This is a genomic window from Sinorhizobium psoraleae (genome assembly GCF_013283645.1).
Taxonomy (GTDB): domain Bacteria; phylum Pseudomonadota; class Alphaproteobacteria; order Rhizobiales; family Rhizobiaceae; genus Sinorhizobium; species Sinorhizobium psoraleae.
The window spans coordinates 213,555-239,104 of the sequence record NZ_JABEKV010000002.1 but is presented as its reverse complement, the minus strand read 5'-3'; the positions used below and the strand labels follow the sequence as shown (position 1 = coordinate 239,104).

24 protein-coding genes are annotated in these 25,550 nt (G+C 61.7%); 13 read left to right on the top strand and 11 right to left on the bottom strand.

Annotated elements, in window-relative coordinates:
- The first annotated feature begins 65 nt into the window (after nucleotides 1–65).
- The 4 genes from ILFOPFJJ_RS09950 (at nucleotide 66) to pssA (ending at nucleotide 5,703) form a co-directional block, all read left to right on the top strand.
- Nucleotides 66–1,787, top strand: a complete 1,722-nt coding sequence (locus tag ILFOPFJJ_RS09950; protein ID WP_173510398.1) for a LysM peptidoglycan-binding domain-containing protein — start codon at nucleotides 66–68, stop codon at nucleotides 1,785–1,787.
- Nucleotides 1,788–2,021: 234 nt separating this feature from the next.
- Complete coding sequence (locus tag ILFOPFJJ_RS09945) at nucleotides 2,022–3,914, top strand: ABCB family ABC transporter ATP-binding protein/permease (protein WP_173510397.1); 1,893 nt, start codon at nucleotides 2,022–2,024, stop codon at nucleotides 3,912–3,914.
- Between the two features lie 207 nt (nucleotides 3,915–4,121).
- Nucleotides 4,122–4,820 carry a phosphatidylserine decarboxylase gene (locus tag ILFOPFJJ_RS09940; RefSeq protein ID WP_173510396.1) on the top strand — a complete coding sequence of 233 codons (699 nt, stop codon included), beginning with the start codon at nucleotides 4,122–4,124 and terminating at the stop codon, nucleotides 4,818–4,820.
- Nucleotides 4,821–4,866: 46 nt separating this feature from the next.
- Complete coding sequence (gene pssA / locus ILFOPFJJ_RS09935; RefSeq protein WP_173511477.1) at nucleotides 4,867–5,703, top strand: CDP-diacylglycerol--serine O-phosphatidyltransferase; 837 nt, start codon at nucleotides 4,867–4,869, stop codon at nucleotides 5,701–5,703.
- Between the two features lie 121 nt (nucleotides 5,704–5,824).
- Here pssA and ILFOPFJJ_RS09930 read toward each other — a convergent pair whose 3' ends face one another.
- From ILFOPFJJ_RS09930 to alr, 5 genes are all read right to left on the bottom strand, one after another.
- A complete protein-coding gene (locus ILFOPFJJ_RS09930) occupies nucleotides 5,825–6,565 on the bottom strand; it encodes an SDR family NAD(P)-dependent oxidoreductase (protein ID WP_173510395.1) in 741 nt (246 codons plus the stop codon).
- A gap of 10 nt (nucleotides 6,566–6,575) precedes the next feature.
- Nucleotides 6,576–8,066 (bottom strand): amidophosphoribosyltransferase, encoded by a 1,491-nt coding sequence (purF, locus tag ILFOPFJJ_RS09925; protein ID WP_173510394.1) that lies wholly within the window; start codon nucleotides 8,064–8,066, stop codon nucleotides 6,576–6,578.
- A gap of 145 nt (nucleotides 8,067–8,211) precedes the next feature.
- Nucleotides 8,212–8,808 (bottom strand): CvpA family protein, encoded by a 597-nt coding sequence (locus tag ILFOPFJJ_RS09920; protein ID WP_173510393.1) that lies wholly within the window; start codon nucleotides 8,806–8,808, stop codon nucleotides 8,212–8,214.
- A gap of 109 nt (nucleotides 8,809–8,917) precedes the next feature.
- Nucleotides 8,918–10,324: a DNA repair protein RadA gene (radA, locus tag ILFOPFJJ_RS09915; RefSeq protein WP_173510392.1), complete on the bottom strand. Its 1,407-nt coding sequence runs from the start codon at nucleotides 10,322–10,324 to the stop codon at nucleotides 8,918–8,920.
- A 142-nt stretch (nucleotides 10,325–10,466) separates the two neighbouring features.
- Complete coding sequence (gene alr / locus ILFOPFJJ_RS09910) at nucleotides 10,467–11,606, bottom strand: alanine racemase (RefSeq protein ID WP_173510391.1); 1,140 nt, start codon at nucleotides 11,604–11,606, stop codon at nucleotides 10,467–10,469.
- A 142-nt stretch (nucleotides 11,607–11,748) separates the two neighbouring features.
- On the opposite strand from alr, the gene ILFOPFJJ_RS09905 reads away from it, so the two are divergent.
- From ILFOPFJJ_RS09905 to ILFOPFJJ_RS09895, 3 genes are all read left to right on the top strand, one after another.
- Entirely contained in the window at nucleotides 11,749–12,606 is an 858-nt protein-coding gene (locus ILFOPFJJ_RS09905; protein WP_173510390.1) for an AraC family transcriptional regulator, read from the top strand.
- A 121-nt stretch (nucleotides 12,607–12,727) separates the two neighbouring features.
- Entirely contained in the window at nucleotides 12,728–13,381 is a 654-nt protein-coding gene (locus ILFOPFJJ_RS09900; protein WP_173511476.1) for an AzlC family ABC transporter permease, read from the top strand.
- A complete protein-coding gene (locus ILFOPFJJ_RS09895) occupies nucleotides 13,378–13,683 on the top strand; it encodes a branched-chain amino acid transport AzlD family protein (protein WP_173510389.1) in 306 nt (101 codons plus the stop codon). Before ILFOPFJJ_RS09900 ends, ILFOPFJJ_RS09895 begins: the two co-directional genes overlap by 4 nt.
- Before the next feature lie 9 nt (nucleotides 13,684–13,692).
- Here ILFOPFJJ_RS09895 and ILFOPFJJ_RS09890 read toward each other — a convergent pair whose 3' ends face one another.
- The 5 genes from ILFOPFJJ_RS09890 to rpsF all read right to left on the bottom strand — a co-directional run bounded on the left by ILFOPFJJ_RS09890 (nucleotide 13,693) and on the right by rpsF (nucleotide 18,009).
- Nucleotides 13,693–15,192, bottom strand: a complete 1,500-nt coding sequence (locus ILFOPFJJ_RS09890) for a replicative DNA helicase (RefSeq protein WP_173510388.1) — start codon at nucleotides 15,190–15,192, stop codon at nucleotides 13,693–13,695.
- 340 nt (nucleotides 15,193–15,532) lie between these two features.
- Entirely contained in the window at nucleotides 15,533–16,108 is a 576-nt protein-coding gene (gene rplI, locus ILFOPFJJ_RS09885; protein WP_173510387.1) for a 50S ribosomal protein L9, read from the bottom strand.
- A gap of 35 nt (nucleotides 16,109–16,143) precedes the next feature.
- Nucleotides 16,144–17,097 (bottom strand): YybS family protein, encoded by a 954-nt coding sequence (locus tag ILFOPFJJ_RS09880; protein ID WP_173510386.1) that lies wholly within the window; start codon nucleotides 17,095–17,097, stop codon nucleotides 16,144–16,146.
- 192 nt (nucleotides 17,098–17,289) lie between these two features.
- On the bottom strand, nucleotides 17,290–17,538 hold the full coding sequence (gene rpsR / locus ILFOPFJJ_RS09875; protein WP_012707461.1) for a 30S ribosomal protein S18: 249 nt from the start codon (nucleotides 17,536–17,538) through the stop codon (nucleotides 17,290–17,292).
- A gap of 24 nt (nucleotides 17,539–17,562) precedes the next feature.
- A complete protein-coding gene (gene rpsF / locus ILFOPFJJ_RS09870; RefSeq protein WP_034854248.1) occupies nucleotides 17,563–18,009 on the bottom strand; it encodes a 30S ribosomal protein S6 in 447 nt (148 codons plus the stop codon).
- 357 nt (nucleotides 18,010–18,366) lie between these two features.
- On the opposite strand from rpsF, the gene ILFOPFJJ_RS09865 reads away from it, so the two are divergent.
- A complete protein-coding gene (locus tag ILFOPFJJ_RS09865; protein ID WP_173510385.1) occupies nucleotides 18,367–18,699 on the top strand; it encodes a four-helix bundle copper-binding protein in 333 nt (110 codons plus the stop codon).
- Between the two features lie 114 nt (nucleotides 18,700–18,813).
- Here ILFOPFJJ_RS09865 and ILFOPFJJ_RS09860 read toward each other — a convergent pair whose 3' ends face one another.
- Entirely contained in the window at nucleotides 18,814–19,857 is a 1,044-nt protein-coding gene (locus tag ILFOPFJJ_RS09860; protein WP_173510384.1) for an aldo/keto reductase, read from the bottom strand.
- Between the two features lie 344 nt (nucleotides 19,858–20,201).
- On the opposite strand from ILFOPFJJ_RS09860, the gene fabD reads away from it, so the two are divergent.
- The 5 genes from fabD to mltG all read left to right on the top strand — a co-directional run bounded on the left by fabD (nucleotide 20,202) and on the right by mltG (nucleotide 25,510).
- Entirely contained in the window at nucleotides 20,202–21,146 is a 945-nt protein-coding gene (fabD, locus tag ILFOPFJJ_RS09855) for an ACP S-malonyltransferase (RefSeq protein ID WP_173510383.1), read from the top strand.
- Between the two features lie 26 nt (nucleotides 21,147–21,172).
- Nucleotides 21,173–21,910, top strand: a complete 738-nt coding sequence (fabG, locus tag ILFOPFJJ_RS09850; protein WP_173510382.1) for a 3-oxoacyl-[acyl-carrier-protein] reductase — start codon at nucleotides 21,173–21,175, stop codon at nucleotides 21,908–21,910.
- A 338-nt stretch (nucleotides 21,911–22,248) separates the two neighbouring features.
- Nucleotides 22,249–22,485, top strand: coding sequence for an acyl carrier protein (locus ILFOPFJJ_RS09845; RefSeq protein ID WP_003531676.1), 237 nt, complete (start codon nucleotides 22,249–22,251; stop codon nucleotides 22,483–22,485).
- A 219-nt stretch (nucleotides 22,486–22,704) separates the two neighbouring features.
- Complete coding sequence (gene fabF, locus ILFOPFJJ_RS09840) at nucleotides 22,705–23,970, top strand: beta-ketoacyl-ACP synthase II (protein WP_173510381.1); 1,266 nt, start codon at nucleotides 22,705–22,707, stop codon at nucleotides 23,968–23,970.
- 334 nt (nucleotides 23,971–24,304) lie between these two features.
- Nucleotides 24,305–25,510 carry an endolytic transglycosylase MltG gene (mltG, locus tag ILFOPFJJ_RS09835; RefSeq protein ID WP_173510380.1) on the top strand — a complete coding sequence of 402 codons (1,206 nt, stop codon included), beginning with the start codon at nucleotides 24,305–24,307 and terminating at the stop codon, nucleotides 25,508–25,510.
- Nucleotides 25,511–25,550 lie beyond the last annotated feature (40 nt).

Below are 25,550 nucleotides of genomic sequence, written 5' to 3'. Positions count from 1 at the left end.
CTGCAGGGCGATAAAAACGGGCATGCGCGGGGCGTTGTATTGCTCCGCTCCGTGTGGAGAGTAGCATGATGAAGAACAAAGCCGGCTGGGTGGCGCTGAGTGTTTTGGCGGCCGCGACCGCATTGATGGTTTTCGTGGTCCAGCCAAATCTGCGTGACGACGGCAAGGAACAGACAGCAAAGCCAACCGCCAGTGGTGGTCAACCGGCCGAGACCAAGCCAGCGGCCAAGGTCGAAACCACCCCGACCGCACCGGAAGGACAGGCGGCGGCGAATGTCACGGGCAACAAGGCTGCCGACGCGTCCGATCCAGCGAACTGGACTGTTCCGGGCTTCGACATCCTTCGCGTCGAACCCGATGGGTCGACCGTCGTTGCGGGACGTGCCCAGCCCGGGACCAAACTCGAAATTCTCAACGGCAACACGATTATCGGCACGGCCGACGTCGGGGCCGCCGGGGACTTCGCTGCCGTCTTCGACAAACCGCTTGTTGCCGGCGACCACCAGCTGACCCTGCGCAGCGTCGGTGCAGGCGGCGCGACCAAGACGTCCGAGGAAGTGGCGACAGTGTCCGTGCCGAAGGACGCCAGCGGCCAGTTGCTGGCGATGGTATCCAAACCTGGTGAAGCGAGCCGCCTGATCACGACGCCGAAGATCGATGAAGAGCCGGCGATGGCCGCAGTTCAGCCGAATGCGGAGCAAGCGGACAAGCCTGCAGGCACGCTCGGGACGCCGGCCAAACCCTCTGGCGTTGCGGGTCTTCAGGTCACCGCTGTCGAGATTGAGGGCGGAACGATGTTCGTTGCGGGCAACGCCAAGCCCGGCGCATTGGTACGCATTTATGCCGACGACAAGTTCGTCGGCGAGATGAAGGCCGACGAGAAGGGTAAATTCGTCGTTGATGGCACGATCGACCTGGCGGTCGGCAGCCACATCATCCGGGCCGACATGCTGAACGAGGACGGGGTTAAGGTTGCGATGCGCGCTTCCGTGCCCTTCGACAGGCCGGCGGGGACGCAGGTTTCCGCCGTCGCCGGTCCGCAGGCTGCGGCGGCGAGCGACGGGCTCGACCGCTTGAAGGCTGAAGCGGGCAAGGCGCTTGCCCTGCTGAGGGGACTTTTCGCCGATGGCAAACGGCCCACTGCCGAGCAGCTTGCGGCGGCCCGCTCGGCGACGGAATTCGCCCTCCAGTCGCTCGCGGACTTCAAGCCGGCGGACAATGAGAACCGGGCGCTGGCGACGGCCGCCGCAGAGGCTTCCAAGGCGGCCGCCGATGCACTGACGGTACTCAAGTCTTCCCAGCGGGACCCGGCCAGCGTCGCTGCAGCCCTGACAAAGGTCGAGGGCACGGTCGGCCCCGCGCTGACGCGGCAGAGTGCTGTTGCCGAGGCAGTTGTCAGGCCTGACGCCGAGACGGCTACGGACACCGCCAAGCCGTCGGAGCCGTCGATGGCCGAAGGTGCTGGCAGCGCTGCGGCAGCGCCCGCGACCGACGAGGCGACGGCCGCAGCATCCGTCGAGGCGCCTGGACAACCCACGATGATCGAGCAGGCTCCGCTCAAGGAGAGCAAGACTTCGGTCATCATCCGCCGCGGCGACACTCTCTGGCAGATTTCGCGCCGGGTCTATGGGGCAGGGGTTCGCTATACGACGATCTATCTTGCCAATCGGGAGCAGATCGAAAATCCCGACTTGATCCGTCCGGGCCAGGTTTTCGGTGTTCCCGACGAAGCGATGTCCGAGGACGAATCGCGGGAAATGCATCGCAAGCACGTGAAGCACGAATAATAGCCCGCCTTTTTGGCCGCGATTCCATTGCGGCGAGGAGCATGCGAGCCTATCTGATTTGTCAGCAAACGCGGCGTCTCCAAAAAGGCGCCGCTTTTCATTGACGATCTGCAGCGCCGTGCGTCGTTTCAGACGCACAAAGGACGCTGCAGCACTTTGAATTGCTGCATGTTTAATCCTTAAATCGGTTCCGATTTAAGGAAACATGCAGCAGAACTGGAAACGGAACGAGACGTGGCATCCCAAAACCAGAAAAAGACGGTTTCTGCCAGCACGAGCAATCCGTTAGAGACCATTGTGAACCTCTGGCCCTACATGTGGCCGGCAGATCGCGCGGATCTGAAGTTGCGGGTCGTCTGGGCGACGGTGATCCTCGTGATCGCGAAGGTCGTCCTTATTCTTGTTCCCTACTTTTTCAAGTGGGCAACCGATGCCCTCAACAGCAGGCCGGACGCGCTGGCCTCCCTGCCGCAATTTTTGACCGGCGCGGTCATGTTGGTGCTCGCCTATAATCTTGCGCGTCTGCTGCAGGCGGGCCTGAACCAGTTGCGTGATGCATTGTTTGCGAGCGTGGGTCAGCACGCCGTGCGGCAACTCGCCTACAGAACCTTCGTCCACATGCATCAGCTTTCGCTCCGCTTTCATCTCGAGCGGCGCACGGGCGGGCTTTCGCGTATCATCGAGCGCGGAACCAAGGGCATCGAAACGATCGTCCGTTTTACGATCCTGAACAGCGTTCCGACGCTTATCGAGTTCCTGCTGACGGCGGTGATCTTCTGGTGGGGCTACGGCTTCAGCTATCTCTTCGTGACGGCGGTGACGGTCTGGCTCTACATCTGGTTCACGGTGCGCGCCAGTGACTGGCGCATTGCCATTCGCCGTTCGATGAACGACAGCGACACCGACGCGAACACCAAGGCGATCGACTCGCTTCTCAACTTCGAAACCGTCAAGTATTTCGGCAACGAAGAGATGGAGGCAAAGCGGTTCGACAGGTCAATGGAACGCTACGAACGCGCCGCGACCCAGGTCTGGACGTCGCTCGGCTGGCTGAACTTCGGCCAGGCGCTGATCTTCGGCGCGGGCACCGCGGTCATGATGACGATATCGGCGCTCGCCGTACAGCGCGGCGACCAGACGATCGGTGATTTCGTCTTCGTCAACGCGATGCTGATCCAGCTTGCCATTCCGCTGAACTTCATCGGTTTCGTTTATCGCGAAATCCGGCAAGGCCTGACCGACATCGAGCACATGTTCGATCTGCTCGATGTTCAGGCGGAGGTCGTCGATCACCCGAATGCGAAGGAACTGACGATCGACCGTGGCGCTATTGCCTTCAGGAACGTGCGTTTCGCCTACGATCCTGCCCGTCCGATCCTCAAAGGGATCTCGTTTGACGTTCCCGCCGGCAAGACGGTTGCGGTCGTTGGGCCATCGGGAGCGGGCAAATCGACATTGTCGCGGCTGCTCTACCGCTTCTACGACGTCCAAGAGGGATCGATTACCATCGACGGGCAGGACGTTCGTGATGTGACGCAGAAAAGCTTGCGCGCGGTGATCGGCATGGTGCCGCAGGATACCGTGCTCTTCAACGATACGATCGCCTACAATATTCGCTACGGTCGCGTCGAGGCGTCCGACTCCGAGGTCGAGGCGGCCGCCGAAGCGGCGCAGATCGCCGATTTCATTCGCGGCCTGCCGGAGGGGTTCCGCGCCATGGTCGGTGAACGCGGGCTGAAACTTTCAGGTGGCGAGAAGCAGCGCGTGGCGATCGCCCGCACGATCCTGAAGGCGCCGCCGATTTTGATCCTCGATGAGGCGACATCCGCGCTCGATACCAAGACGGAGCAGGAAATTCAGGCGGCATTGGACGTCGTGTCCCGCAACCGCACGACGCTCGTCATCGCCCACCGTCTATCGACGGTCATTCATGCGGATGAGATCATCGTCGTCAAGGACGGGGTCATCGCGGAGCGCGGCACGCACGGGGAACTGATCGACCGCGATGGCCTTTACGCTTCCATGTGGAGCCGCCAGCGCGAGGCAACACAGGCGGAAGAGCAGTTGAAGCGGGTGCGCGAGAGCGACGACCTCGGTATCGTCGACCGAGGTCAGCCGGCTGCTTGACTATGACAGGTGAGTGCGCGGCGCCATTGTTTGCGGCTTCGACGTTGCCGGACTCCTGGATTCGCGCTACTGCATGTTTCCCTAAAATCGGGCCCGATTTTGAGGATAAAAACATGCAGCAATTCAAAGTGCTACAGCGATCTTTGTGTGTCTGAAAAGACGCACGCGCTGTAGGTCACCTTCCACGTCAAATCTGGAGTAGAGTTCATGAGCTTGGTCAACACGGTGCGTAACACGCTCGTTCCGGTGCACAAGGAAGGTTATCGCTTCATCGCGATTTTCTTCGTTGTGTCGCTGGTGCTTGGCTTGCTGTGGGAGCCGCTGATGTGGATCGGCTTCCTGTTGACCGCCTGGTGCGCCTATTTCTTCCGCGATCCCGAACGCATGACACCGATCGACGACGATCTCGTCATCAGCCCGGCTGACGGTCGCGTCTCCTCGATTGCAGTGGTTACCCCGCCGGATGAACTAGGCCTGGGATCGACGCCGATGCTCCGCATTTCGGTTTTCATGAACGTCTTCAACTGCCATGTGAACCGCGCGCCGATGAGCGGGTCCGTGCGCCGCGTCGCCTATCGGGCCGGCAGGTTCGTAAATGCCGAGCTCGACAAGGCCAGCCACGAGAACGAACGCAATGGCCTCGTCATCGAGACGAAGCACGGCGAAATCGGTGTAGTCCAGATTGCCGGGCTGGTGGCGCGGCGCATTCTCTGCTGGACGGCGGAAAACGCGCCGCTTGAAGCGGGCGAGCGCTTCGGTCTCATCCGGTTCGGCTCTCGCCTCGACGTATTTCTGCCGGAAGGGGCCGAACCGCGCGTCAGCCTCGGCCAGACCGCAGTCGCCGGCGAAACGGTGCTTGCTGAATTCGGCTCCGCGAAGGGGCCGGTCATCAGCCGCCGGTCATAAAGGAGCGATCATGGAAGAGCCTCAGCAGGAAAAGCCGACAGAAGCAATGCAATCGGCAGCGGAGGGTGAGGGATCGAACGACAAGGCGCGCGGGCCGCGTCTGCGCGAAATTCCGCTGCGCCTGATGATCCCCAACATGATCACTGTGCTGGCGATCTGTGCGGGCCTTTCCGGCATCCGGCTTGCCTTCGAGAACCGCGTCGAGCTTGCCGTCGCTATGGTACTGTTCGCTGCATTCCTCGACGGTATCGACGGACGGGTCGCCCGCCTGCTCAAGGCGACATCGAGCTTCGGCGGCCAGATGGATTCGCTTGCGGACATCATCAATTTCGGCGTCGCTCCGGCACTGGTTCTTTATGTTTTCGTGCTCGACCAGGCGCGGTCGATCGGCTGGATCGCCGCCTTGATCTACGCCATCGCCACTGGGTTGCGATTGGCGCGCTTCAACGTCATGGCCGAGCGCCAGGTCAAGGCATCCTGGCAGTCTGAATATTTCGTCGGCGTTCCGGCGCCGGCGGGGGCCATGTTGGTGCTGTTGCCGGTCTATCTCGGCCTGCTCGGCCTTGCGCCGGAGCGGCTGTTTGCGCTCATCGCGGCCGCCTATACGGTGCTCATCGCCTTCCTTCTGGTCAGCCGTCTGCCGGTCTGGTCCGGCAAGTCGGAGAACAGCCGTCTGCGCCGCGATCTCGTCCTGCCCGCCATTCTCGTTGTCGTGTTCTACGTCGCGACGCTGATGACCTATACCTGGGAAACGATGGTGGTGACGGCGCTCGCCTATCTGATCAGCCTGCCCTTCGGCGCCCGATCCTGGCAGCGCAAATATGGCGACTGGCCGGCCCATCCGGCGCAGGGAGGCGATGGACTGCCCGGCGACAACGATTAGGCACAAGCATCGCCATGAAAGAAGAAAGCCACCGCGGATCACCGTGGTGGCTTAATTTTTGGCTTCGATTGCCGGAGCGTTTCAAAACATTGAAACGCCCCTGTAACACAAGGATTCCCCATTATTCGGGCATCCGATAGTCGACGATCTTGTTTTCGCGGACGACGAAAAGTTTGCCGGTTTCGGTCTGGTCAGGCCCGAGAAGCGGCATCAGCGCGGCCGCAACTTCAGATGGATGTGGCAGGGTTGCCGGATCTTCGCCGGGCATCGCCTGCGCCCGCATTGCGGTGCGCGTCGCTCCGGGATCGACGCTGAGAATGCGAAGCGGCAGTCGCTGAGTTTCGTGCGCCCAGGTGCGTGCCAGTGCCTCCACGGCCGCCTTGGACGCAGAGTAGGGCCCCCAGAAGGGCCTGCACTTGTGCGCAGCGCCGGAGGAGAGAATGAGCGCGCGGCCCGCATCGGACTTGACGAGCAACGGCTCGACGGACCGGATCAGCCGCCAGGTCGCGGTGACGTTGATCGTCATCACCTTTTCGAACACCTTGGCCTCGACATGACCGATCGGCGAAATCGTGCCGAGCACACCGGCATTGGCAACGAGGATATCGAGTTTGCCCCAACGCTCGTGGATCGCGCCTCCAAGCTTGTCGATCGCTGCCATATCCGCGAGGTCGAAGGGTACGAGCGTGGCCGACCCGCCAATCGCCTTGATGGCATCGTCCAGTTCTTCGAGGCCGCCGACCGTGCGTGCGCAGGCGATGACGTGCGCGCCAGCCTTGGCAAGTTCGAGGGCGGTGAAATAGCCGATACCGCGCGATGCACCGGTAACCAGGGCGACCCGGTCTTTCAGATTGGGCGTCATTTTGTTGTCTTTATCCGTTGCTGGCGAGAACCGAGAGTTTGCGGACGTTGCTTGCGCCTTCCTGGTCGAGCAAGCGGGTCGGGTAGTCACCGGTGAAGTAATGATCGGTGAATTGCGGTGCCTTGGGATCGCGCGCAACACCGCCCACGGCTTGATAAAGCCCATCGATCGACAGGAATTCAAGCGAGTCGGCGCCGATGAATCGGCACATGGAGGCGAGGTCGGCGTGCTGGTTGGCGAGCAACTTGTCGCGGTCCGGCGTATCGATTCCGTAGAAGTCCGGGTGGAAGATCATCGGGCTGGCGACGCGGATATGCACTTCGCGTGCACCGGCTTCGCGGATCATCTGTACGATCTTGACCGACGTCGTTCCGCGCACGATGGAATCATCTACGAGCACGACGCGCTTGCCGGCGATCATGGCGCGATTGGCCGAATGCTTCAGCTTGACGCCGAAGGCGCGGATCTGCTGCGTCGGCTCGATGAAGGTCCGCCCGACGTAATGATTGCGGATGATGCCGTATTCGAAGGGAATGCCACTCTGTTGTGCATAGCCGAGCGCGGCCGGAGTGCCGCCATCGGGCACAGGAACGACCACATCCGCCTCGACGGGCGCTTCCTTGGCGAGATTGACGCCCATGTTCTTGCGCGCCACATAGACGCTGCGACCGCCGACGACCGAATCCGGGCGGGCGAAGTAGACATATTCGAAGAGGCAGAGTTTTTCAGGCTGCGTTGATTCCGGCTTGCGTGCGTCGATCGAGATCGAGCCGTCCGGCTGGATCTCGCAAATGACCACTTCGCCGTTCTCGACATCACGGATGTACTTGGCGCCGATGATGTCGAGCGCGCAGGTTTCCGAACAGAAGATCGGCTTGCCGTCGAGTTCGCCCATGACGAGGGGGCGGATACCGATCGGGTCGCGTGCGGCGATCAGCTTGGTGCGCGTCATCGCCAGCATTGAATAGCCGCCTTCCATCTGGCGGATGGCGTCGATGAAGCGATCGGAGGAGGAGGTCTGCTTGGAGCGGGCGATGAGGTGAAGGACGACTTCGGTGTCCGAGGTCGACTGACATATCGCGCCGTCTGCAATCAATTGGCGGCGGAGCGTCAGCCCATTGGTGAAGTTGCCGTTATGGGCGATAGCGATGCCGCCGACTTCAAGCTCGGCAAAGAGCGGCTGGACGTTGCGCAGCGCCACCTCGCCGGTCGTCGAGTAGCGCGTATGCCCGATGGAAATATAGCCTGGCAGCTTGGCCAGTGTTGCGGGGTCCGTATAGTGATCTCCGACGAGACCCATACGCTTTTCGGTATAGAACTGCTTGCCATCGAAGGTGACGATACCGGCCGCTTCCTGGCCGCGATGCTGGAGCGCGTGCAAGCCAAGTGCCGTCAGGGTGGCCGCATCCGGATGCCCGAGAATACCGAAGACTCCGCACTCTTCGTGCAGAGTGTCGCCATCGAGTTCGTCGTGGATTTCACTGGATCTGAGATCGGTCATCACAAGTTCGCCTTTGCTCCATGCCGGTGCGCATATCGTGATCAGGCTGCCCGTCTTCAAGCAATCTTAGCCGAAAACACTAGCAAGCGTTATTCCAAATGGACAAAGCCCGCGCAGCGGGCCTTGTCACTAACTGATGTCTGCCTCAGCCGTTCGTCGGCGCATCCTCGACGGGGGGCTGTTCGGTCGTGCCCGGAGGGGTTTCGGGTTCGCCTTCGCCCGTCGCATCCTTGCCGCGAAGGCGGTCGAGGATTGTGGCGTCGGCCTCTTCCGGCAAAAGCGCGATCAGCCTGTTGCCGAGATTGTCAAGCAGCGGCTTCGACTTCGCCTGGGTTACCCAGATCGGCTGCTGTTGCGGCGCGACCAGCCAGTTGAAGAACAGCATGGCGACGACGACAAGCAGGATGCCGCGGGCGGCACCGAAGAGAAAGCCGAGCGTCCGGTCGAGCGCGCCGATGCGGCTGTCGATGATGAAATCGGCGATCCGCATCGTAATGAAGGAAATGATGATGAGCGCGACCAGGAAGACCACAGCGGCCGAACCGATCATCGCGACCGTGTCGCTGCTCGTGTATTGCGAGGCATAGGGCAGCAGGTACGGATAGAGGAAATAGGCCGCTGCCGCCGCGCCGACCCAACTCGCGACCGACAGAACCTCGCGCGAGAATCCGCGGACCATGGCGAGGATGGCCGAAAACAGCGCGACGCCGAGAACGATACCATCGAGAATTGTAATGGGCATGTTGTCCTTACTCCGACCCCGTCTTGATCCGGGCCACACCAAGCTTAGCTGCGGTCGGTCCTGTCCGCACGCGCTCTGAACATCTTTCCACGGCCAATCGTCGCCGAGGTCATTCGTCTTCGCTTTCCGCCTGCCGTAGAGCGCTCCGCGATCCGGCGATGCGCGCCACGAGATCCGGCAGGCTCTCCATCTCGCTCCACCGGCCGTTGCCGTTCTTCGGCAGTTCGGTCGATGCAGACGGCAATACGGCCTGGGAGAAACCGAGCTTCTCGGCTTCCTTAAGACGTTGGGCGGTATGCGCAACCGGCCGGATGGCGCCCGACAAGCTGACTTCGCCGAAATAGACGCAATCGGCCGGAAGGGCAAGCCCGGCCAGCGACGAAACCAGCGCGGAAGCAACCGCGAGGTCGGCCGCAGGCTCAGAAATACGAAAACCGCCGGCAATGTTGAGATAAACGTCATGTTGGCCGAGGCGGACGCCGCAATGGGCTTCAAGCACCGCGAGGATCATCGACAGACGCGCGGAGTCCCAGCCGACGACCGCACGGCGCGGTGTTCCGAGCGACGTCGGCGCGACGAGCGCCTGCACCTCCACCAGCACCGGCCGGGTTCCTTCCATGCCGGCAAACACGGCTGCTCCCGGCGACTTCTCGTTGCGTTCGCCGAGAAACAGCTCCGACGGATTGGCGACTTCGCGCAAGCCCTTGTCCGACATCTCGAACACGCCAATCTCGTCAGTCGGGCCGAAGCGGTTCTTGACCGTTCTGAGAATGCGGTAGTGATGTCCGCGATCCCCTTCGAAATAGAGCACGGCGTCGACCATGTGTTCGACGACGCGTGGGCCGGCGATCTGGCCTTCCTTCGTCACGTGGCCGACGAGCACGACCGCCGTGCCGGTCTGTTTGGCAAAGCGGATCATCGCCTGCACGCCGGTGCGCACCTGGGTCACTGTTCCGGGCGCCGAATCGACGATGTCACTCCAGAGCGTCTGGATCGAATCGATGATGACGAGATCGGGGCGCTTACCGTCGGCAAGGGTCGCCAGAATGTCCTCGACATTGGTCTCTGCGGCAAGAAGCACGTCGCTGTCGGCAGCCCCGAGCCGCTGGGCGCGCAAACGCACCTGGGCGATGGCCTCCTCGCCCGACACATAGATGACGCGATGCTTGCGGCGGGAAAGGGCCGCGGCCGCCTGCATCAGCACGGTCGACTTGCCGATACCGGGGTCGCCGCCGACGAGCAATGCCGAGCCGCGCACGAAGCCGCCGCCGGTGACGCGATCGAGTTCGGATATCCCCGTCTGGATGCGCGGCGCGTCTTCGATCTCGCCGGAAAGCGTGGTGAGTGCGCCCGGTCGTCCCCTCTTCGGCGCGCGCGACGGACCGCCGCCGATCCCCGCGGTCGGATCGTCCTCGATGATCGTGTTCCACTCGCCGCAGCCATCGCACTTGCCCGCCCAGCGGGAGTGAACGGTGCCGCAATTCTGGCAGATGAACTGGGTGCGGGCTTTCGCCATCGAGACTAGCTTTCGGATATTCCGGGAGACTGCGAACGGCGGTGGTTCGAGAATCACCACCAGCGATCACATAATGCCGCGAAATTCGGCTTGAAAGGGTGTTTTTCGGCGACCCGACTGTCGACGCAGCGACGCTCCGCGCTCAGGCGCCGCCGATATAGGTTCGATGATAGCGATGACCGAGGCTCGTCAGCAACTCGTAGCCGATCGTTCCGCCGGCGCGCGCGACGTCGTCTATCGCGATGTTGCGGCCGAATAGCTCGATGTAGTCGCCGGCGCGGACGGCCTTTTCCGGCAGGTCGGTAACGTCGAACAGGCTGAGGTCCATGGTTACCCGGCCGACATGCGGCACCCTTCTGCCGTGAAGAAAACCATAGGCGCCCGACGGCATCGATTGCCTGAGCGTCACACCGCCGCCGGAAACCGAACGGTGATATCCGTCGGCGTAGCCGATCGCGACCGTTGCGATGCGGCTGTCACGGGTGAAGCGCGCCGATGCGCCGTAGCTTGCCGTCGCGCCGGAGGGAACTGTGCGCACCTGGATGATGCGTGCTTCGGCCGTCACCACCGCCTTCATCGGGTTCACCGCTCCGTTCACTGCTTCGCCGCCATAGACGGCGATGCCCGGGCGGGTAAGGTCGAAGTGGTAGTCCTTGCCGAGGAACACGCCGCCGGAATTGGCCAAGCTCGCGGGGATGCCCTCGAAGGCGGTCGCCACCTCGCGGAAGCGGTCGAGCTGATAGAGGTTCATCGGATGCTTCGGATCGTCGCCGCAGGCAAGATGGCTCATGATCAGCACCGGCGAGAAACTTGCCGGCCGCGCCGGGTCGTTGGCGAGCGCGACGGCTTCCTCGACCGACAGTCCAAGCCGGTTCATGCCGGTGTCGACGTGAAGCACGCACGGATGGTCGCCGTGCTCGGAAAGCGCAGCCATGAAGACGGCGAGTTGCTCCTCCGAGTTGATGATCGGCACGAGGTCATTGTCGAAGAAGAGCTCCTCGTTGCCTGGCCACATGCCGGCCAGAATGTAGATGCGCCCATCGGGGACCAGCGGGCGAAGCTCCACTCCTTCCTCCGCGCTGGCGACGAAGAAGTCGCGTGCACCGGCGGCGTAAAGGGCGGGGGCCGCCTGCTCGATGCCGAGCCCATAGGCGTTCGCCTTGAGCACGGCGGCCGCGCGAGCCTTGCCGGAGCGCTCGTTCATGGCACGCCAGTTGTCGGCCAGTGCTGTGAGGTCGATGGTGAGCCTGCTGGAGGCGGAGAGGAATTCTGGAATGTGCATACCGGACGCTCTGTGTGATTGATGTTGCAGCAATACATCCTGGCGCCGAAGGTCGCAAACGGTCCCCCATCCGGCCGGCGGGAGAAGAGCCCGAGCACTTTTGTGCAAGACGCACAGTTCCGCTGCCGCTAACATTTGCTCGATGCAGACGATCTCGCAGGAACAGGCTATCGAGGCCATGCCGCTCAAGGGTGCCGAGCACACGCGCTTCTGGCGTGATGCGCGGTTCAATGGCATGGAATGCCTGAGCGCGACCTTCATCACACATGAGTTTGCACCGCATGCGCATGACACGTTCAGCATCGGCGCAATCGAGGCGGGCTCGCAGATCAGCACGATCAAGGGCGAACGATCGCAGACGGGGCCCGGCGATCTCTACCTCATCAATCCGGACGAGATCCACGACGGGCATCCGGGCCTCGATGGTTACCGCTATCGAATGATCTATCCGTCCGTCGAAATGCTGGTCGACGTCCTCGAGGATGTCACCGGTCGAGCCTTCAGAGGTACGCCCTGCTTCTCGCGACTGCTGCTTCGCGACCCCGAGCTTGCTATCGCCTTTCATCGCGCCCATCGGGCGCTCGAGGGAAATGCGGGCGCCTTGGAGGCGGACGAAGGAATGTTTAGCTTCCTGGCCAAACTGTTCCGGCGGCACGGCAGCGCGATCATCCTTCCCGTGGAGACGCGCGAACCTTCAGCCGTGCATCGCGCTCGGGATTATCTCACCGCCAATTATTCCCACGACATCGGCCTCGACGAGCTTGCGAAGGTGGCCGGGCTTAGCCGGGCGCACCTGATCCGCGCTTTCCGCAAGGAATTCCACATCACGCCCCACGCCTTCCTGACCGACAAGCGGGTCCGCGAAGCAAAGACACTGCTGCGGCAGGGCTGGTCCGCCGTTGATACCGCCTATCATTGCGGCTTCGCCGATCAGGCGCACTTCAGCCGGCATTTCAAGGCAAGAACCGGCGTCACTCCGGGCGCGTTCCGAGCCGGTTGATCACTTTCGTTCAAGACGCTGCGGCTTCTTCGCATCTATTGCCTTGATGGAATTGAAAAGCGGAGTGACGAGCGTGAACACGAAGGACGTTTTCCGAGAGTTTGCTGGCGGGGTCCGGGCCATGGCGCCGCTCATCGTCGCCGTCATGCCGATCGGCCTTGTCTTCGGCGCGGTCGCGGCAAGTAAGGGTCTTTCCAGTCTCGAAGTGACGCTGATGAGTGCCTTGGTCTTCGCCGGCGGTTCGCAGTTCGTCGCCATGGATATCTGGACCCATCCGGCATCCTGGGGTGCGCTCGGTTTTTCGGCGCTGCTCGTCAACATCCGCCACGTGCTGATGAGTGCCTCGATCGGCGCGAAGATGCCAGCCTTCTCCGGTCCCGCGAAATATGCCGCGATGCTGCTGCTGGCCGATGAAATCTGGGCCATGGCCGAGTCTCGGGCGACGCACGCGCGCCTGTCCGCCGCCTGGTATGCCGGGCTCGCGGTGCCTTTCTACTTCATCTGGGTTTTGACGAGCCTCGCCGGATCGATCGCTGGAGCCCTCCTGGGTGACCCGAAGGCAATCGGTCTCGATTTTGCCTTTCCCGCCGTCTTTGTGGTTCTGGTGATGGGTTTCTGGAAAGGGCGGGAGACCGGTGTCGTGCTTGCGGCAAGTGCAGCCGCAGCGGTGCTGACACACCAATTGCTACCCGGCGTCTGGTATATCGCGGCGGGTGCCGCCGCCGGCGTCGTTGCAGCGCTCGTCGCCGATCAGCGCCGGGAGGCCTGTGCATGACAGTCGATCCGAGCGCTGCTCTCGCGATTCTTGCCATGGCCGCAGCGACGGTGCTGACACGTATCAGCGGCTTGCTTCTCATCCGTTTCGTGACAATCGGACCGCAACAAAGAAGGGCCTTGGAGGCCATACCGCCGGCTGTCCTAATGGCCGTCATCGCCCCGACCGCGCTCGTGACAGGGCCGGCCGAGACTCTTGCGGCGCTCGCGACGGCGCTCGCCGCAACGCGGCTGCCGCTGCTAGCGGCGGTGGCAACCGGTGTTTTTGTCGTTGCCGTTGCGAGAGCGCTGATCGGGGCGTGAAGCCAATTGTCAGTGTTCGTACTGCGTGAACGAGGGGTCTGCAAGGTCAGTGAAGCGGGTATATTCCGACTGAAATGCCAGTTTTACCGTACCAGTTGGTCCGTGACGCTGCTTGGCGATGATGACGTCGGCCGTGCCCTTCACCTGTTCCATCTTCATCTTCCACTCTTCGTATTTCGGGTCGAGCTCGTCACGCGGCTCCAGGTTCTTCACATAATATTCCTCGCGGAACACGAAGAGTACCACGTCGGCATCCTGTTCGATCGAGCCCGATTCACGAAGGTCGGAGAGTTGTGGTCGTTTGTCTTCACGGCTTTCCACTTGGCGCGAGAGCTGTGAAAGCGCAATGATCGGCACGTTCAACTCCTTGCCCAGCGCCTTCAGGCCGGTGGTGATCTGCGTGATTTCCTGCACGCGATTGTCGCTCGATTTCCCCGAACCGGTCATGAGCTGGATATAGTCCACTACCAGACAATCGAGGCCCCGCTGTCGCTTCAGACGCCGGGCTCGGGCTGAAAGCTGGGCGATGGAGATGCCACCCGTTTGGTCGATGTAGAGGGGTACCTTCTGCATCATCTGCGAGCAGGCGACGAGCTTTTCAAAGTCGGCTTCGGAAATGTCGCCGCGACGGATCTTCGAGGAGGAGACTTCCGTCTGCTCGGAGATGATACGGGTGGCGAGCTGTTCGGACGACATTTCGAGCGAGTAGAAACCGACGACGCCGCCGTTCTTCGCCTTCATCGATCCGTCGGGCTGCACTTCGCCCTCGTAAGCTGCGGCGATATTGTAGGCGATGTTGGTCGCAAGCGACGTCTTGCCCATGCCGGGGCGCCCGGCCAGAACGATCAAGTCCGAACGCTGCAGACCGCCCATGCGGGCATCGAGCGAATGAATGCCGGTCGAGATGCCGGAGAGGCTGCCGTCGCGCTCGAACGCCGCCCCGGCCATATCGATGGCCAACGCGACCGCGTCGTTGAACGACTGGAAGCCGCCGTCATAGCGTCCTGTTTCGGCAAGCTCGAAAAGGCGCCGCTCCGCATCCTCGATCTGGCTCTGCGGCGGCATGTCGAGCGGCGCGTCATAGGCGATGTTGACCATGTCCTCGCCGATCGTGATCAGCGAACGACGCAGCGCCAGATCGTAGATGGCGCGGCCGTAGTCCTCCGCATTGATGATCGAAACGGCCTCGGCCGCGAGGCGCGCGAGGTATTGGGCAACGGTCAGGTCGCCGACTTTTTCGTCCGCCTTGAGGAAGGTCTTGATCGTGACCGGGTTGGCGGTCTTGCCCATGCGGATGATATCGCCGGCCACCTCGAAGATGCGGCGGTGCAGCGGCTCGAAAAGATGTACCGGCTTGAGGAAGTCGGATACCCGGTAGAACGCGTCGTTGTTGACCAGAATGGCGCCGAGCAGCGCCTGCTCGGCTTCCAGATTGTTCGGCGCTTCGCGATAGTGCTGATCCGCCTGATCCTTGGCCAAGGGGGCGAGCTTGCGCGCTGCGTCGTTCATCGATCGTTCCATTTCCGCGTGTAGTTCGTGTGAGCTATCCGATTTGCTGCCTGTCGTTCTGTGGGTCAAGTGCTGCTGCGCAACAGTCGTGAACCCATGCAATCGTGCTCGCGGTCTTTGCCCGTTGTTCGACTGTTCCACAGGCGAGCGTCACAAATGGCGAAAAAATGATGACGTCGATTGACGCCGCGACCCGAGCGAAAGGTATCTGATTCGCGTTCAAACGTCTTTTATGAACCGCCGGTCGCGAGTCTGGTGCGGAACGACGCAGCGCGACGCGCAAAATGAAAAGGCCCGGATCGATGGATCCGGGCCCTTCAATTCAGGTATGCCGCGAAGCTTATTCTTCTTCGGTTTCGAACTCAGCTTCCGGGTTGAAGAAGTCTTCCGGCTTCAGGGCGTCTTCGTCGACACCGTAGATGGCATCAGCGGACGTCAGGCTTTCGCCCTTGGCCTGGCGCTCGGCTTCTTCGGTCGAACGAGCGACATTGATTTCAACGGCGATTTCGACTTCCGCGTGCAGGTGCAGCGTAACCTTGTGCACACCGATCGCCTTGATCGGATGGTTGAGGTCGACCTGGTTGCGGTTGATGTTGAAGCCGTCGGCGGCAAGCGCCTCGACGACGTCACGGGCAGCAACCGAGCCGTAGAGCTGGCCGGTTTCGCCGGCGGAGCGGACGATGATGAAGGACTTGCCGTCCAGCTTGTCCGCAATCTGCTGAGCTTCGGACTTGCGCTCGAGGTTGCGGGCTTCGAGGGTTGCGCGCTCGGATTCGAAGCGGGCCTTGTTGGCGGCGTTGGCGCGCAGCGCCTTGCCGAGCGGCAGCAGGTAGTTGCGTGCAAAGCCGTCGCGAACCTTTACGGTTTCGCCCATCTGGCCGAGCTTGGCGATGCGTTCGAGGAGAATGACTTCCATTTTTGATTCCTTTCAGTTCAGTGTTGTTTCGTTGATCAGTTTTTTCCCGTCGGCGTGACCGCGATGGTGCGTCGCGTATCGGTCAAGCCAGACAGAAGGAAGAACACGGCCGGGATCGTGAAGACGAAAACCGACAGGTAGGCGATCCACAGCACGGGAAGCCGCCAAGACTTGCCACGCGTGCGGAAATGGAACGAGGCAAAGCCCGAGAGCAGGAAGCCTGCGCCGAACGTGCCGCAGATGAGGGCGCCGATCGCCGCCGGCGCCCCGCCGAGAAAAGCCAGGATCAGGCCGGCGAGAAAGACAAAAATGGCGTTGCGGTGCATCCTCAACGCCGACGGAATGTCTTCGCGGGGACGCAGCGACCCCCCGGACAACTGGACGATCCGCGTTGCGAGATAGTAAGCGGCAAAGAGCATCAGCACCCAGATCGCGCCCTGGACGAGCGGCAGGGCGAGCGTGAACATCGCCTTGATCTGCGCGATTGCGGCGGCGTCCGGATTATAGAGCGGCTCCTGCGCCTTTACCGCCTCGATCACCATGTCGATCATGCGGTCCGAGACGCCGGAATCGTAACCCACGATGTAGCCGACGATGATCATGCCGACGGTGACGAGGCCGGCGAGATGGCCGAGGATGTCGGACAGCGGATACCAGGCAAGCGCGCCCTCGGGGCCGCCGAGTTCGGAGGCTGGGCGCGCAAGGTTTGCGAGGTGACTGAGCCAGCCGGCGGGAACCAGCGTCACGAGCAGGATCAGCAGCGCGAAATAGGAGGAAACGAGCGCGGCGGCGGTCGCGCCGGCAACCACGATCGCAATGATCGCGGCCGCGTTGCCCCATCCGAGGCCGGCAATCAGGATCGGTAGTGCCGAGGCAGCGTAGAGAACGATCGCAAAGGACGACTGCGTGTTCGCGCCCATAGACAGAAGGGCGGCGGTAATGCCGGCGAGAGCGCCGGTGATCAGCGATGTCCTGTTCCAGATATTCACGTTCGCTGTCCTGCTTAAAACGCAGTTAGGGGTCGCCGTCGAGCTTTGGCCCCAACATGGGATTTGGCGCATGCGCCGGTTCCGATCCGCGCCCACCGCGGAAGGGAGAGAGGCAAGGCATTCACGGTGCGGAATGCCTTGCCTCGGAACGAGTTTCCGTCGAGTCAATCGACTGACGGAGAGTCAAGCGCCTTACGAAACGACGTAGGGCAGCAGGCCGAGGAAGCGCGCACGCTTGATCGCCTGGGCGAGTTCGCGCTGCTTCTTCTGGGAAACGGCCGTGATGCGGGACGGAACGATCTTGCCGCGCTCGGAAATGTAGCGCTGCAGGAGGCGGACGTCCTTGTAGTCGATCCGCGGAGCATTTGCGCCCGAGAAGGGGCAGGTCTTGCGGCGACGGTGGAACGGACGGCGTACCGGAGCGGAAGAAACTTCAGCCATTGTCTTTATCTCCTAAGCTTCGGGTTACGCGCGGTCTTCACGCGGACGGCGCGGACGGTCTTCACGGTCGCCACGGTCCGGACGCGGGCCACGGTCGAAACCGCCTTCACGCGGGCCACGGCCTTCGCCGCGCGGACGATCGTCACGATCGCGCTTCTGCATCATCGCGGACGGGCCTTCCTCGTGCTTCTCGACGGCGATCGTCATGTAGCGCAGGACGTCTTCGTTGATGCGCATCTGGCGCTCAACCTCGTGGACAGCCGGTGCCGGAGCATCGATGTCCATCAGGACGTAGTGAGCCTTGCGGTTCTTCTTGATGCGGTAGGTGAGGGACTTCAGGCCCCAGTTCTCGACGCGACCGACCTTGCCGCCGTTCGCTTCGATGACGCCCTTGTACTGCTCGACGAGAGCATCGACCTGCTGCGGCGTGATATCCTGCCGGGCAAGGAATACGTGTTCATAAAGAGCCATTGTGGCTTGCCTTTCTTGCGTTAATCAGCCCGGACCTCGGCGGCTAAGCCTCAACGACTGTTCTTATGGCCGCAGTGCAGCCGGCAAGAAAGTGTTGTATCGAGACGGTCGAGAGCGGAGACACGGGAGGCCGGAATGTCTTGCATTCCTGGCGGCTTCCAACGCGGAAACCGGCCCTCCGTTCAGCCACCAGCCAGAAGACCGGGTGTTTCGAACAGCGCGCTTATACGGATTTTCCGCTGAAATGCAAGCCGTGATCCGAACTTGGGTGTTCGTGGCCTCGCCGAGGTGTTTGCACGGAACAATCGCACGGCATTGCTGTTGGATAGCCGCAACCCAAAGGAGCGGGAGACGACGATGACCCATGTCGATCCAAGAATGCAACCGTGCATCGACAATTGTCTGGACTGCTATTCCGCGTGTCTGTCGACCGCGATGAACCATTGCCTTCAAGTCGGCGGCAAACACACTGAGCCGTCTCATTTCAGGCTGATGATGGCGTGCACCGAGATCTGCCGGACCACGGCGCATTTCATGCTGATCGGAAGCCCTCACCACGTTCATCTGTGCCGCGAATGCGCGGAGATCTGCGACGAATGCGCCGAGGATTGTGAGCGCATCGGCGACGTGGACGAATGTGTTGAAGCCTGCAGGCGCTGCGCCGAGAGCTGCCGCCAGATGGCGGCTTGAAGCCCTTGCGTCCCCGACCACAGTGCCGCGCGTCTTGTCAGACGCGTAAAGGCCGCCGTAGCACTTCTGAATTGCTGCATGTTTTTAAATCGGATCCGATATAAGAAGAGCCGCTCAGATCGGCGCCGGGTAGAGCCGATGGAGGCGCCGGATGCCGTTCATCACGTCTTGCGAGAGCGTTATACCGGCGGCGCCGATGTCGGTCTTCAGTTGTTCCATCGACGTCGCGCCGATGATGGCCGAAGCCGTGAAGGGACGTCTTAGGCAGAAGGCGAGTGCCATCTGCGCCGGATCGAGGCCATGCTCCCGGGCGAGCGCCACATAGGCGGCGACGGCGGGCTCCTGGTGCGGAGTGAAACGGCCGCCGAGGTCGCCGTTGATCGACAGGCGCGATCCTGCCGGCTTCGCCCCTCCGAGATACTTTCCGCTCAGGAGACCGGCTGCGAGCGGCGAATAGGCAAGCAGACCGATATCCTCGTGGTGAGACAGTTCCGCGAGATCGAGATCGTAGGCGCGATAGAGAAGATTGTATTCGTTCTGGATCGTCGCAAGGCGCGGCAGGTCGTATCTGTTCGACAGGTCGAGCATCTTCATCGCGCCCCAGGCGGTGTCGTTCGAAAGCCCGATGGCGCGGATCTTGCCAGCCTTTGCGAGGTCGCCAAGCTTGTCGAGGATCGCTTTCAGGTCTGCGGCGACATGCTCCCTGTCTTGTCCGGACGGGTCGTAGGACCAGGAATTGCGGAAGTGATAGTGGCCGCGATTCGGCCAATGCAGCTGGTAAAGGTCCACATACTCGGTCTTCAGCCGCTTCAGGCTGGCGTGCAAAGCTTCTTCTAGGCCCTCGGGCGTCGTCGGCTCGCCATTGCGGATATAAGGACGGCCGGGACCGGCCACCTTGGTCGCGACCACCACATCGTCGCGGCGGCCGCGCATCGCCAGCCAGTTCCCGATGATGCGCTCGGTGTTGCCGTAGGTTTCGGCCGAAAGCGGCGTCGTCGGATAGAGTTCGGCCGTATCGATGAAGTTCACGCCACGGTCGAAGGCGTAGTCGAGTTGTCCATAGGCTTCGGTCTGCGTGTTCTGGGAGCCCCAGGTCATTGTGCCCAGGCAGATTTCCGAAACCTTGATGCCGGTGCGGCCTAGCATGTTGTAGCGCATGAAGTATTGTTCCTCGCGAGGGGCGGTTCCGCGCCAGCGGGAGGAAAAGGCGCGCCGCCAATGATTGGGTTGTGCCGCGGAGCATGGCTTATCAGCGGGGCGGCAGCGATGCGCGGCAAACTTACGCCTTGATTGACGAAGATCAAGGGCAAAAGCCCGCTGGCAAGGGTGAAGCTCGGCCTCTGCGCTTGACTCCCTGTTCAGGAATGTGAATGGAGAGGAAAAACAGGGCGGATGGGGAATGTGAGGCGGTTTTCCGCCGGCATCCGCTCTAATCATATGAGAAACGATCACGAGAAGCTTGGCTCGCTCCGGTCGTTTCGTCATCAAGGGAAGGGCAGCCCATGAGCATTGCATTCACGTTTCCCGGGCAGGGCAGTCAGGCTGTCGGCATGGGCAAGGATCTGGCGGAGGCCTTTCCGGAGGCCGCTGCCGTCTTCGCCGAGGTCGATGAAGCGTTGGGCGAAAAGCTTTCCGACGTCATGTGGAACGGGCCGGAGGAAACGCTGACGCTGACGGCAAACGCGCAGCCGGCGCTGATGGCCGTTTCCATGGCGATGATCCGCGTGCTCGAGGCCAAGGGGCTCGATCTCAAGAGCAAGGTCGCCTTCGTCGCCGGCCATTCGCTCGGCGAGTATTCCGCGCTCTGCGCCGCCGGGACGTTTTCGATCGCCGACACGGCCCGCCTCCTGCGCATTCGCGGTAACGCAATGCAGGCGGCTGTCCCCGTCGGCAAAGGCGCCATGGCTGCCATCATCGGCCTGGAACATGCGGACGTTGACGCGGTTTGTCGTGAAGCGTCCGCGCTCGGGTCGTGCCAGATCGCCAACGACAATGGCGGCGGACAACTCGTGATCTCGGGAGAGAAGCAGGCGGTGGAGAAGGCTGCCGCGCTCGCCTCCGAAAAAGGTGCCAAGCGCGCGCTGATGCTGCCGGTATCCGCGCCTTTCCACTCCTCGCTGATGGCGCCTGCTGCCGATGCCATGCGCGATGCGCTTGCCAAGGTAGAGAAGCGCGACCCGTCCGTTCCACTGGTGGCGAATGTTTTGGCCGCTCCGGTAAGTGACGCCGGCGAGATCGCCCGGTTGCTCGTCGAGCAAGTGACCGGCCAGGTGCGCTGGCGCGAGACGGTAGAATGGTTCGCGGCCAACAATATCACGACGCTTTATGAAATCGGCTCGGGCAAGGTGCTGACGGGACTTGCTCGACGGATCGACAAGACTGTCAATGGTATTGCCGTCAATACGCCCGCCGACATCGATACGGCGCTCGCCGCACTTCAGTCCTGAGCGCTCCAGTTACAAGGAACATGTCCATGTTTGATCTCTCCGGCCGCAAGGCTCTCGTCACCGGCGCATCCGGTGGCATTGGCGAGGAAATCGCCCGTATCCTGCACGCACAGGGCGCCATTGTCGGCCTGCACGGCACGCGCGTCGAAAAGCTCGAAGCACTTGCCAACACGCTTGGCGAACGCGTCCAGATCTTTCCCGCCAATCTTTCCGACCGCGCCGAAGTCAAGGCGCTTGGCGAGAAGGCGGAGGCTGAGCTCGGCGGCGTCGACATCCTCGTCAACAATGCCGGCATCACCAAGGACGGCCTCTTCGTCCGCATGAGCGATGAAGATTGGGACAGTGTCGTCGAGGTCAACCTCACGGCGGTCTTCCGCCTGACCCGTGAACTGACACACCCGATGATGCGCCGCCGTTTCGGCCGCATCGTCAACATCACCTCCGTTGTCGGCGTTACCGGCAATCCTGGGCAGGCCAACTATTGCGCTTCGAAGGCGGGCATGATCGGGTTCTCCAAGTCGCTCGCGCAGGAAATCGCCACCCGCAACGTTACCGTCAACTGCGTTGCCCCAGGGTTCATCGAAAGTGCGATGACCGGCAAGCTTAACGACAAGCAGAAGGAAGGCATCATGGGTGCCATCCCGATGCGGCGGATGGGTACGGGTGCGGAGGTCGCATCCGCCGTTGCGTATCTTGCTTCGAACGAAGCGGGTTACGTCACCGGGCAGACCATTCACGTCAATGGCGGCATGGCGATGATCTGATCCGGCACCGGGTGAGGCGGACGGCGCGTGTTTCACCCGCCGTCGCTACCTGGTTCGGTACCTTCATTGGTCGATGCCAAATGCCTGAAATTCAATGTTGACCAAGCGAATGTCGGGCATTTTCGCACTTTGCGGCAGGCTTAAACCATGTTAATCGGGCCATGACTGTGCGCAGTCGACCGGTCCGGCCAGGTGTCCGGCAGCCCTCGCTGCCTTGGGTTTTCCGCGGGTTCGGTTGGATGGATTGCCCGTTGGACTATCTTGGTCTATCAGGCTTGATTGAAAGTGACGGCGCCAAGAATGGCGCCGCAGAGAAACGAAGGTCGAGGAACTCCGACATGAGCGATATCGCAGAACGCGTGAAGAAAATTGTTATTGATCATCTTGGCGTCGACGCCGAAAAGGTCAGCGAAGGCGCAAGCTTCATCGATGACCTCGGCGCGGACTCGCTCGACACCGTCGAACTGGTCATGGCATTCGAAGAAGAATTCGGTGTCGAGATCCCGGACGACGCGGCAGATTCGATCCTGACCGTCGGCGACGCCGTCAAGTTCATCGAGAAGGCTCAGGCCTGATTTTTACGGTCTAGGCCGTTGACGGGCCGCCTGCTGCGGCCCGTACCAGCCCAGGGGAAGTGGGCTGGCCTGCGTTGACCGCGGGTTTCGATCAGCAAAGCGTTCCCGCCTTTCCCTCTGATCGTCACGTGAGAAATTTACAATGGATGCACGGATCGGGGTCGTCACGCGTGGTCCGGTCCGGCTCTAGAACTGAACAGTCAGGGTGGGTCACGGGTTATGAGACGTGTCGTTATCACCGGTACCGGCATGGTATCCCCTTTGGGTTGCGGAACCGAGGTCAGCTGGTCGCGTCTTATCGCGGGCCAGAATGCTGCGCGCAAGGTCACCGAATTCGAGGTTGAGGATCTTCCTGCCAAGATCGCCTGCCGTATTCCTTTTGGCGACGGCTCGGACGGCACCTTCAATCCCGACGACTGGATGGAACCGAAGGAACAGCGCAAGGTCGATCCCTTCATCGTTTATGCGATGGCTGCAGCCGACATGGCGCTGGCCGACGCCGGCTGGAAGCCGGAAAACGATGAGGACCAGATCGCAACCGGCGTGCTGATCGGCTCCGGCATCGGCGGCCTCGAAGGCATCGTCGATGCAGGCTATACGCTGCGCGACAAGGGCCCGCGTCGTATTTCTCCCTTCTTTATTCCCGGCCGCCTGATCAATCTCGCGTCGGGCCAGGTTTCGATTCGCCACAAGCTTCGTGGCCCGAACCACTCGGTCGTGACGGCTTGCTCCACGGGCGCGCATGCGATCGGCGATGCGAGCCGGTTGATCGCGCTCGGCGATGCCGACGTGATGGTGGCGGGCGGCACGGAATCGCCGATATGCCGCATTTCGCTCGCAGGCTTCGCCGCCTGCAAGGCGCTCTCGACCCAGCACAACGATAATCCGGAAAAGGCATCGCGCCCCTATGATGCCGATCGCGACGGTTTCGTCATGGGCGAAGGCGCCGGCGTCGTCATTCTCGAGGAACTGGAGCATGCGAAGGCACGCGGCGCCAAGATCTACGCCGAAGTCGTCGGCTACGGCCTGTCCGGTGACGCCTTCCACATCACCGCTCCGTCCGAGGACGGCGATGGCGCGTATCGTTGCATGCAGATGGCGTTGAAGCGAGCCGGCCTGATGGCCGCCGACATCGACTACATCAACGCCCACGGAACGTCCACGATGGCCGATACCATCGAACTTGGCGCGGTCGAGCGGCTGGTCGGCAACAGCGCTTCGAAGATATCCATGTCTTCGACTAAGTCGGCAATCGGACACCTGCTGGGAGCCGCCGGCGCGATCGAGGCAATCTTCTCGGCTCTCGCGATTCGCGACAATATCGCTCCACCCACCCTCAATCTCGACAATCCCTCCGTCGAGACGAAGATCGATCTGGTGCCGCATGTCGCGCGCAAGCGGGAGATCAACATCGCACTGTCGAACTCCTTCGGTTTCGGCGGCACGAATGCTTCGCTGGTTCTGCGTCGCTACAACGGCAACTAAAATCGCCGACGCGACGGGATCGATAATGATGATTCTCCACGACGATTCTCGGTTACGTTGGCCGAGGATCGTCGTGATGTCGGAAAACCCTTCCGGCGTACTGGTCCCGCTCAAACGCCGGTTGGTGATCCTGCTTTTTGCCGCATTGCTCGCTACAAGCTGTAAATGGAGGAGTCGCCGCCGCGCGGCGCCGCCGACTATGTTCGCGCAAGGCACTTCTGACAATTTGTAGAATATCCATTGCTCTGACACATTCAGCTTGCCGCCGGTCTAAGCCGAAATTCGCATTGGTGGCAGCTTGATTGAGATTGCGAATTTCGGATTCGGGATAATCGTGAGCGACTCAAACGATAACGGCGCGGCACAGTTCGGCCGCAATGAAACCGGGAGCAACGGGCCGATCATCCCGAAATCGGCAAATGAAGCCCTGCGCCCGGAAAAGGTTCCGCAACCGCCCAAGCGGTCCCGCAAGGCGCGCAGCCAGGTTGTCATCTTTCTCAATTTCCTGATGACGGTCATCGTTTTCGTGGCGCTTGCAGCCGCCGGCGCGGTCTATTATGCGATGCACGAATACGAAAAGCCCGGCCCGCTGGAGGCAAACAAGAATTTCATCGTTCGCAGTGGCGCCGGCATCAGCGAAATTGCCGGCGGCCTGGAGCGCAACAACATCATCACGGACAGCCGTGTGTTCCGTTTCGTGTCCGAAGCCTATCTCGACAATGAGACCCTGAAGGCAGGTGAATACGAGATCAAGGCCGGCTCGTCGATGCAGGAAATCATGCAACTGCTGAAGTCCGGCAAGTCGATCCTATACTCCGTTTCTCTTCCGGAGGGACTGACGGTCAAGCAGATGTTCCGCAAACTCGCCGATGATCCGGTGCTCGTCGGCGATTTGCCGCCGGATCTGCCGTCGGAGGGTTCGCTGAAGCCGGACACCTACAAATTCACCCGCGGCACCAAGCGTGCCGAGATCGTCCAGCAGATGGTCGCAGCGCAAAAAGCCTTGGTCGATCAGATCTGGGAAAAGCGCGATCCCGATCTTCCGGTCTCGTCTGTCGAGGAGTTCGTGACGCTGGCCTCGATCGTTGAAAAGGAAACGGGCCGCGCGGACGAGCGGCCGCGCGTGGCGTCTGTCTTCATCAACCGCTTGGAAAAAGGCATGCGGCTGCAGTCCGACCCGACGATTATCTATGGCATCTTCGGTGGGGAGGGGAAGCCGGCGGATCGGGCGATCCTGAAGTCGGACCTCGATAAGGAAACCCCCTACAACACCTATATCATCAAGGGGCTGCCGCCGACGCCGATCGCTAATCCGGGCCGTGCGGCACTCGAAGCCGTCGCCAATCCTTCCCGCACGCCGGAACTTTATTTCGTGGCGGACGGAACGGGCGGCCATGTCTTTGCCGCGACGTTGGACGAGCACAACGCCAACGTGAGGCGTTGGCGAAAGCTCGAAGCCGAGAAGGCCGCAGAGGCGGCCAAGGCGGCGGAGGCGGCCAAAACCGCCGAGCCGACGGTGACACCGGCCGAGGCGCAGTAACAGGCCCTTATTGTGGACGGATGGAGTGCGGTGCGGATAT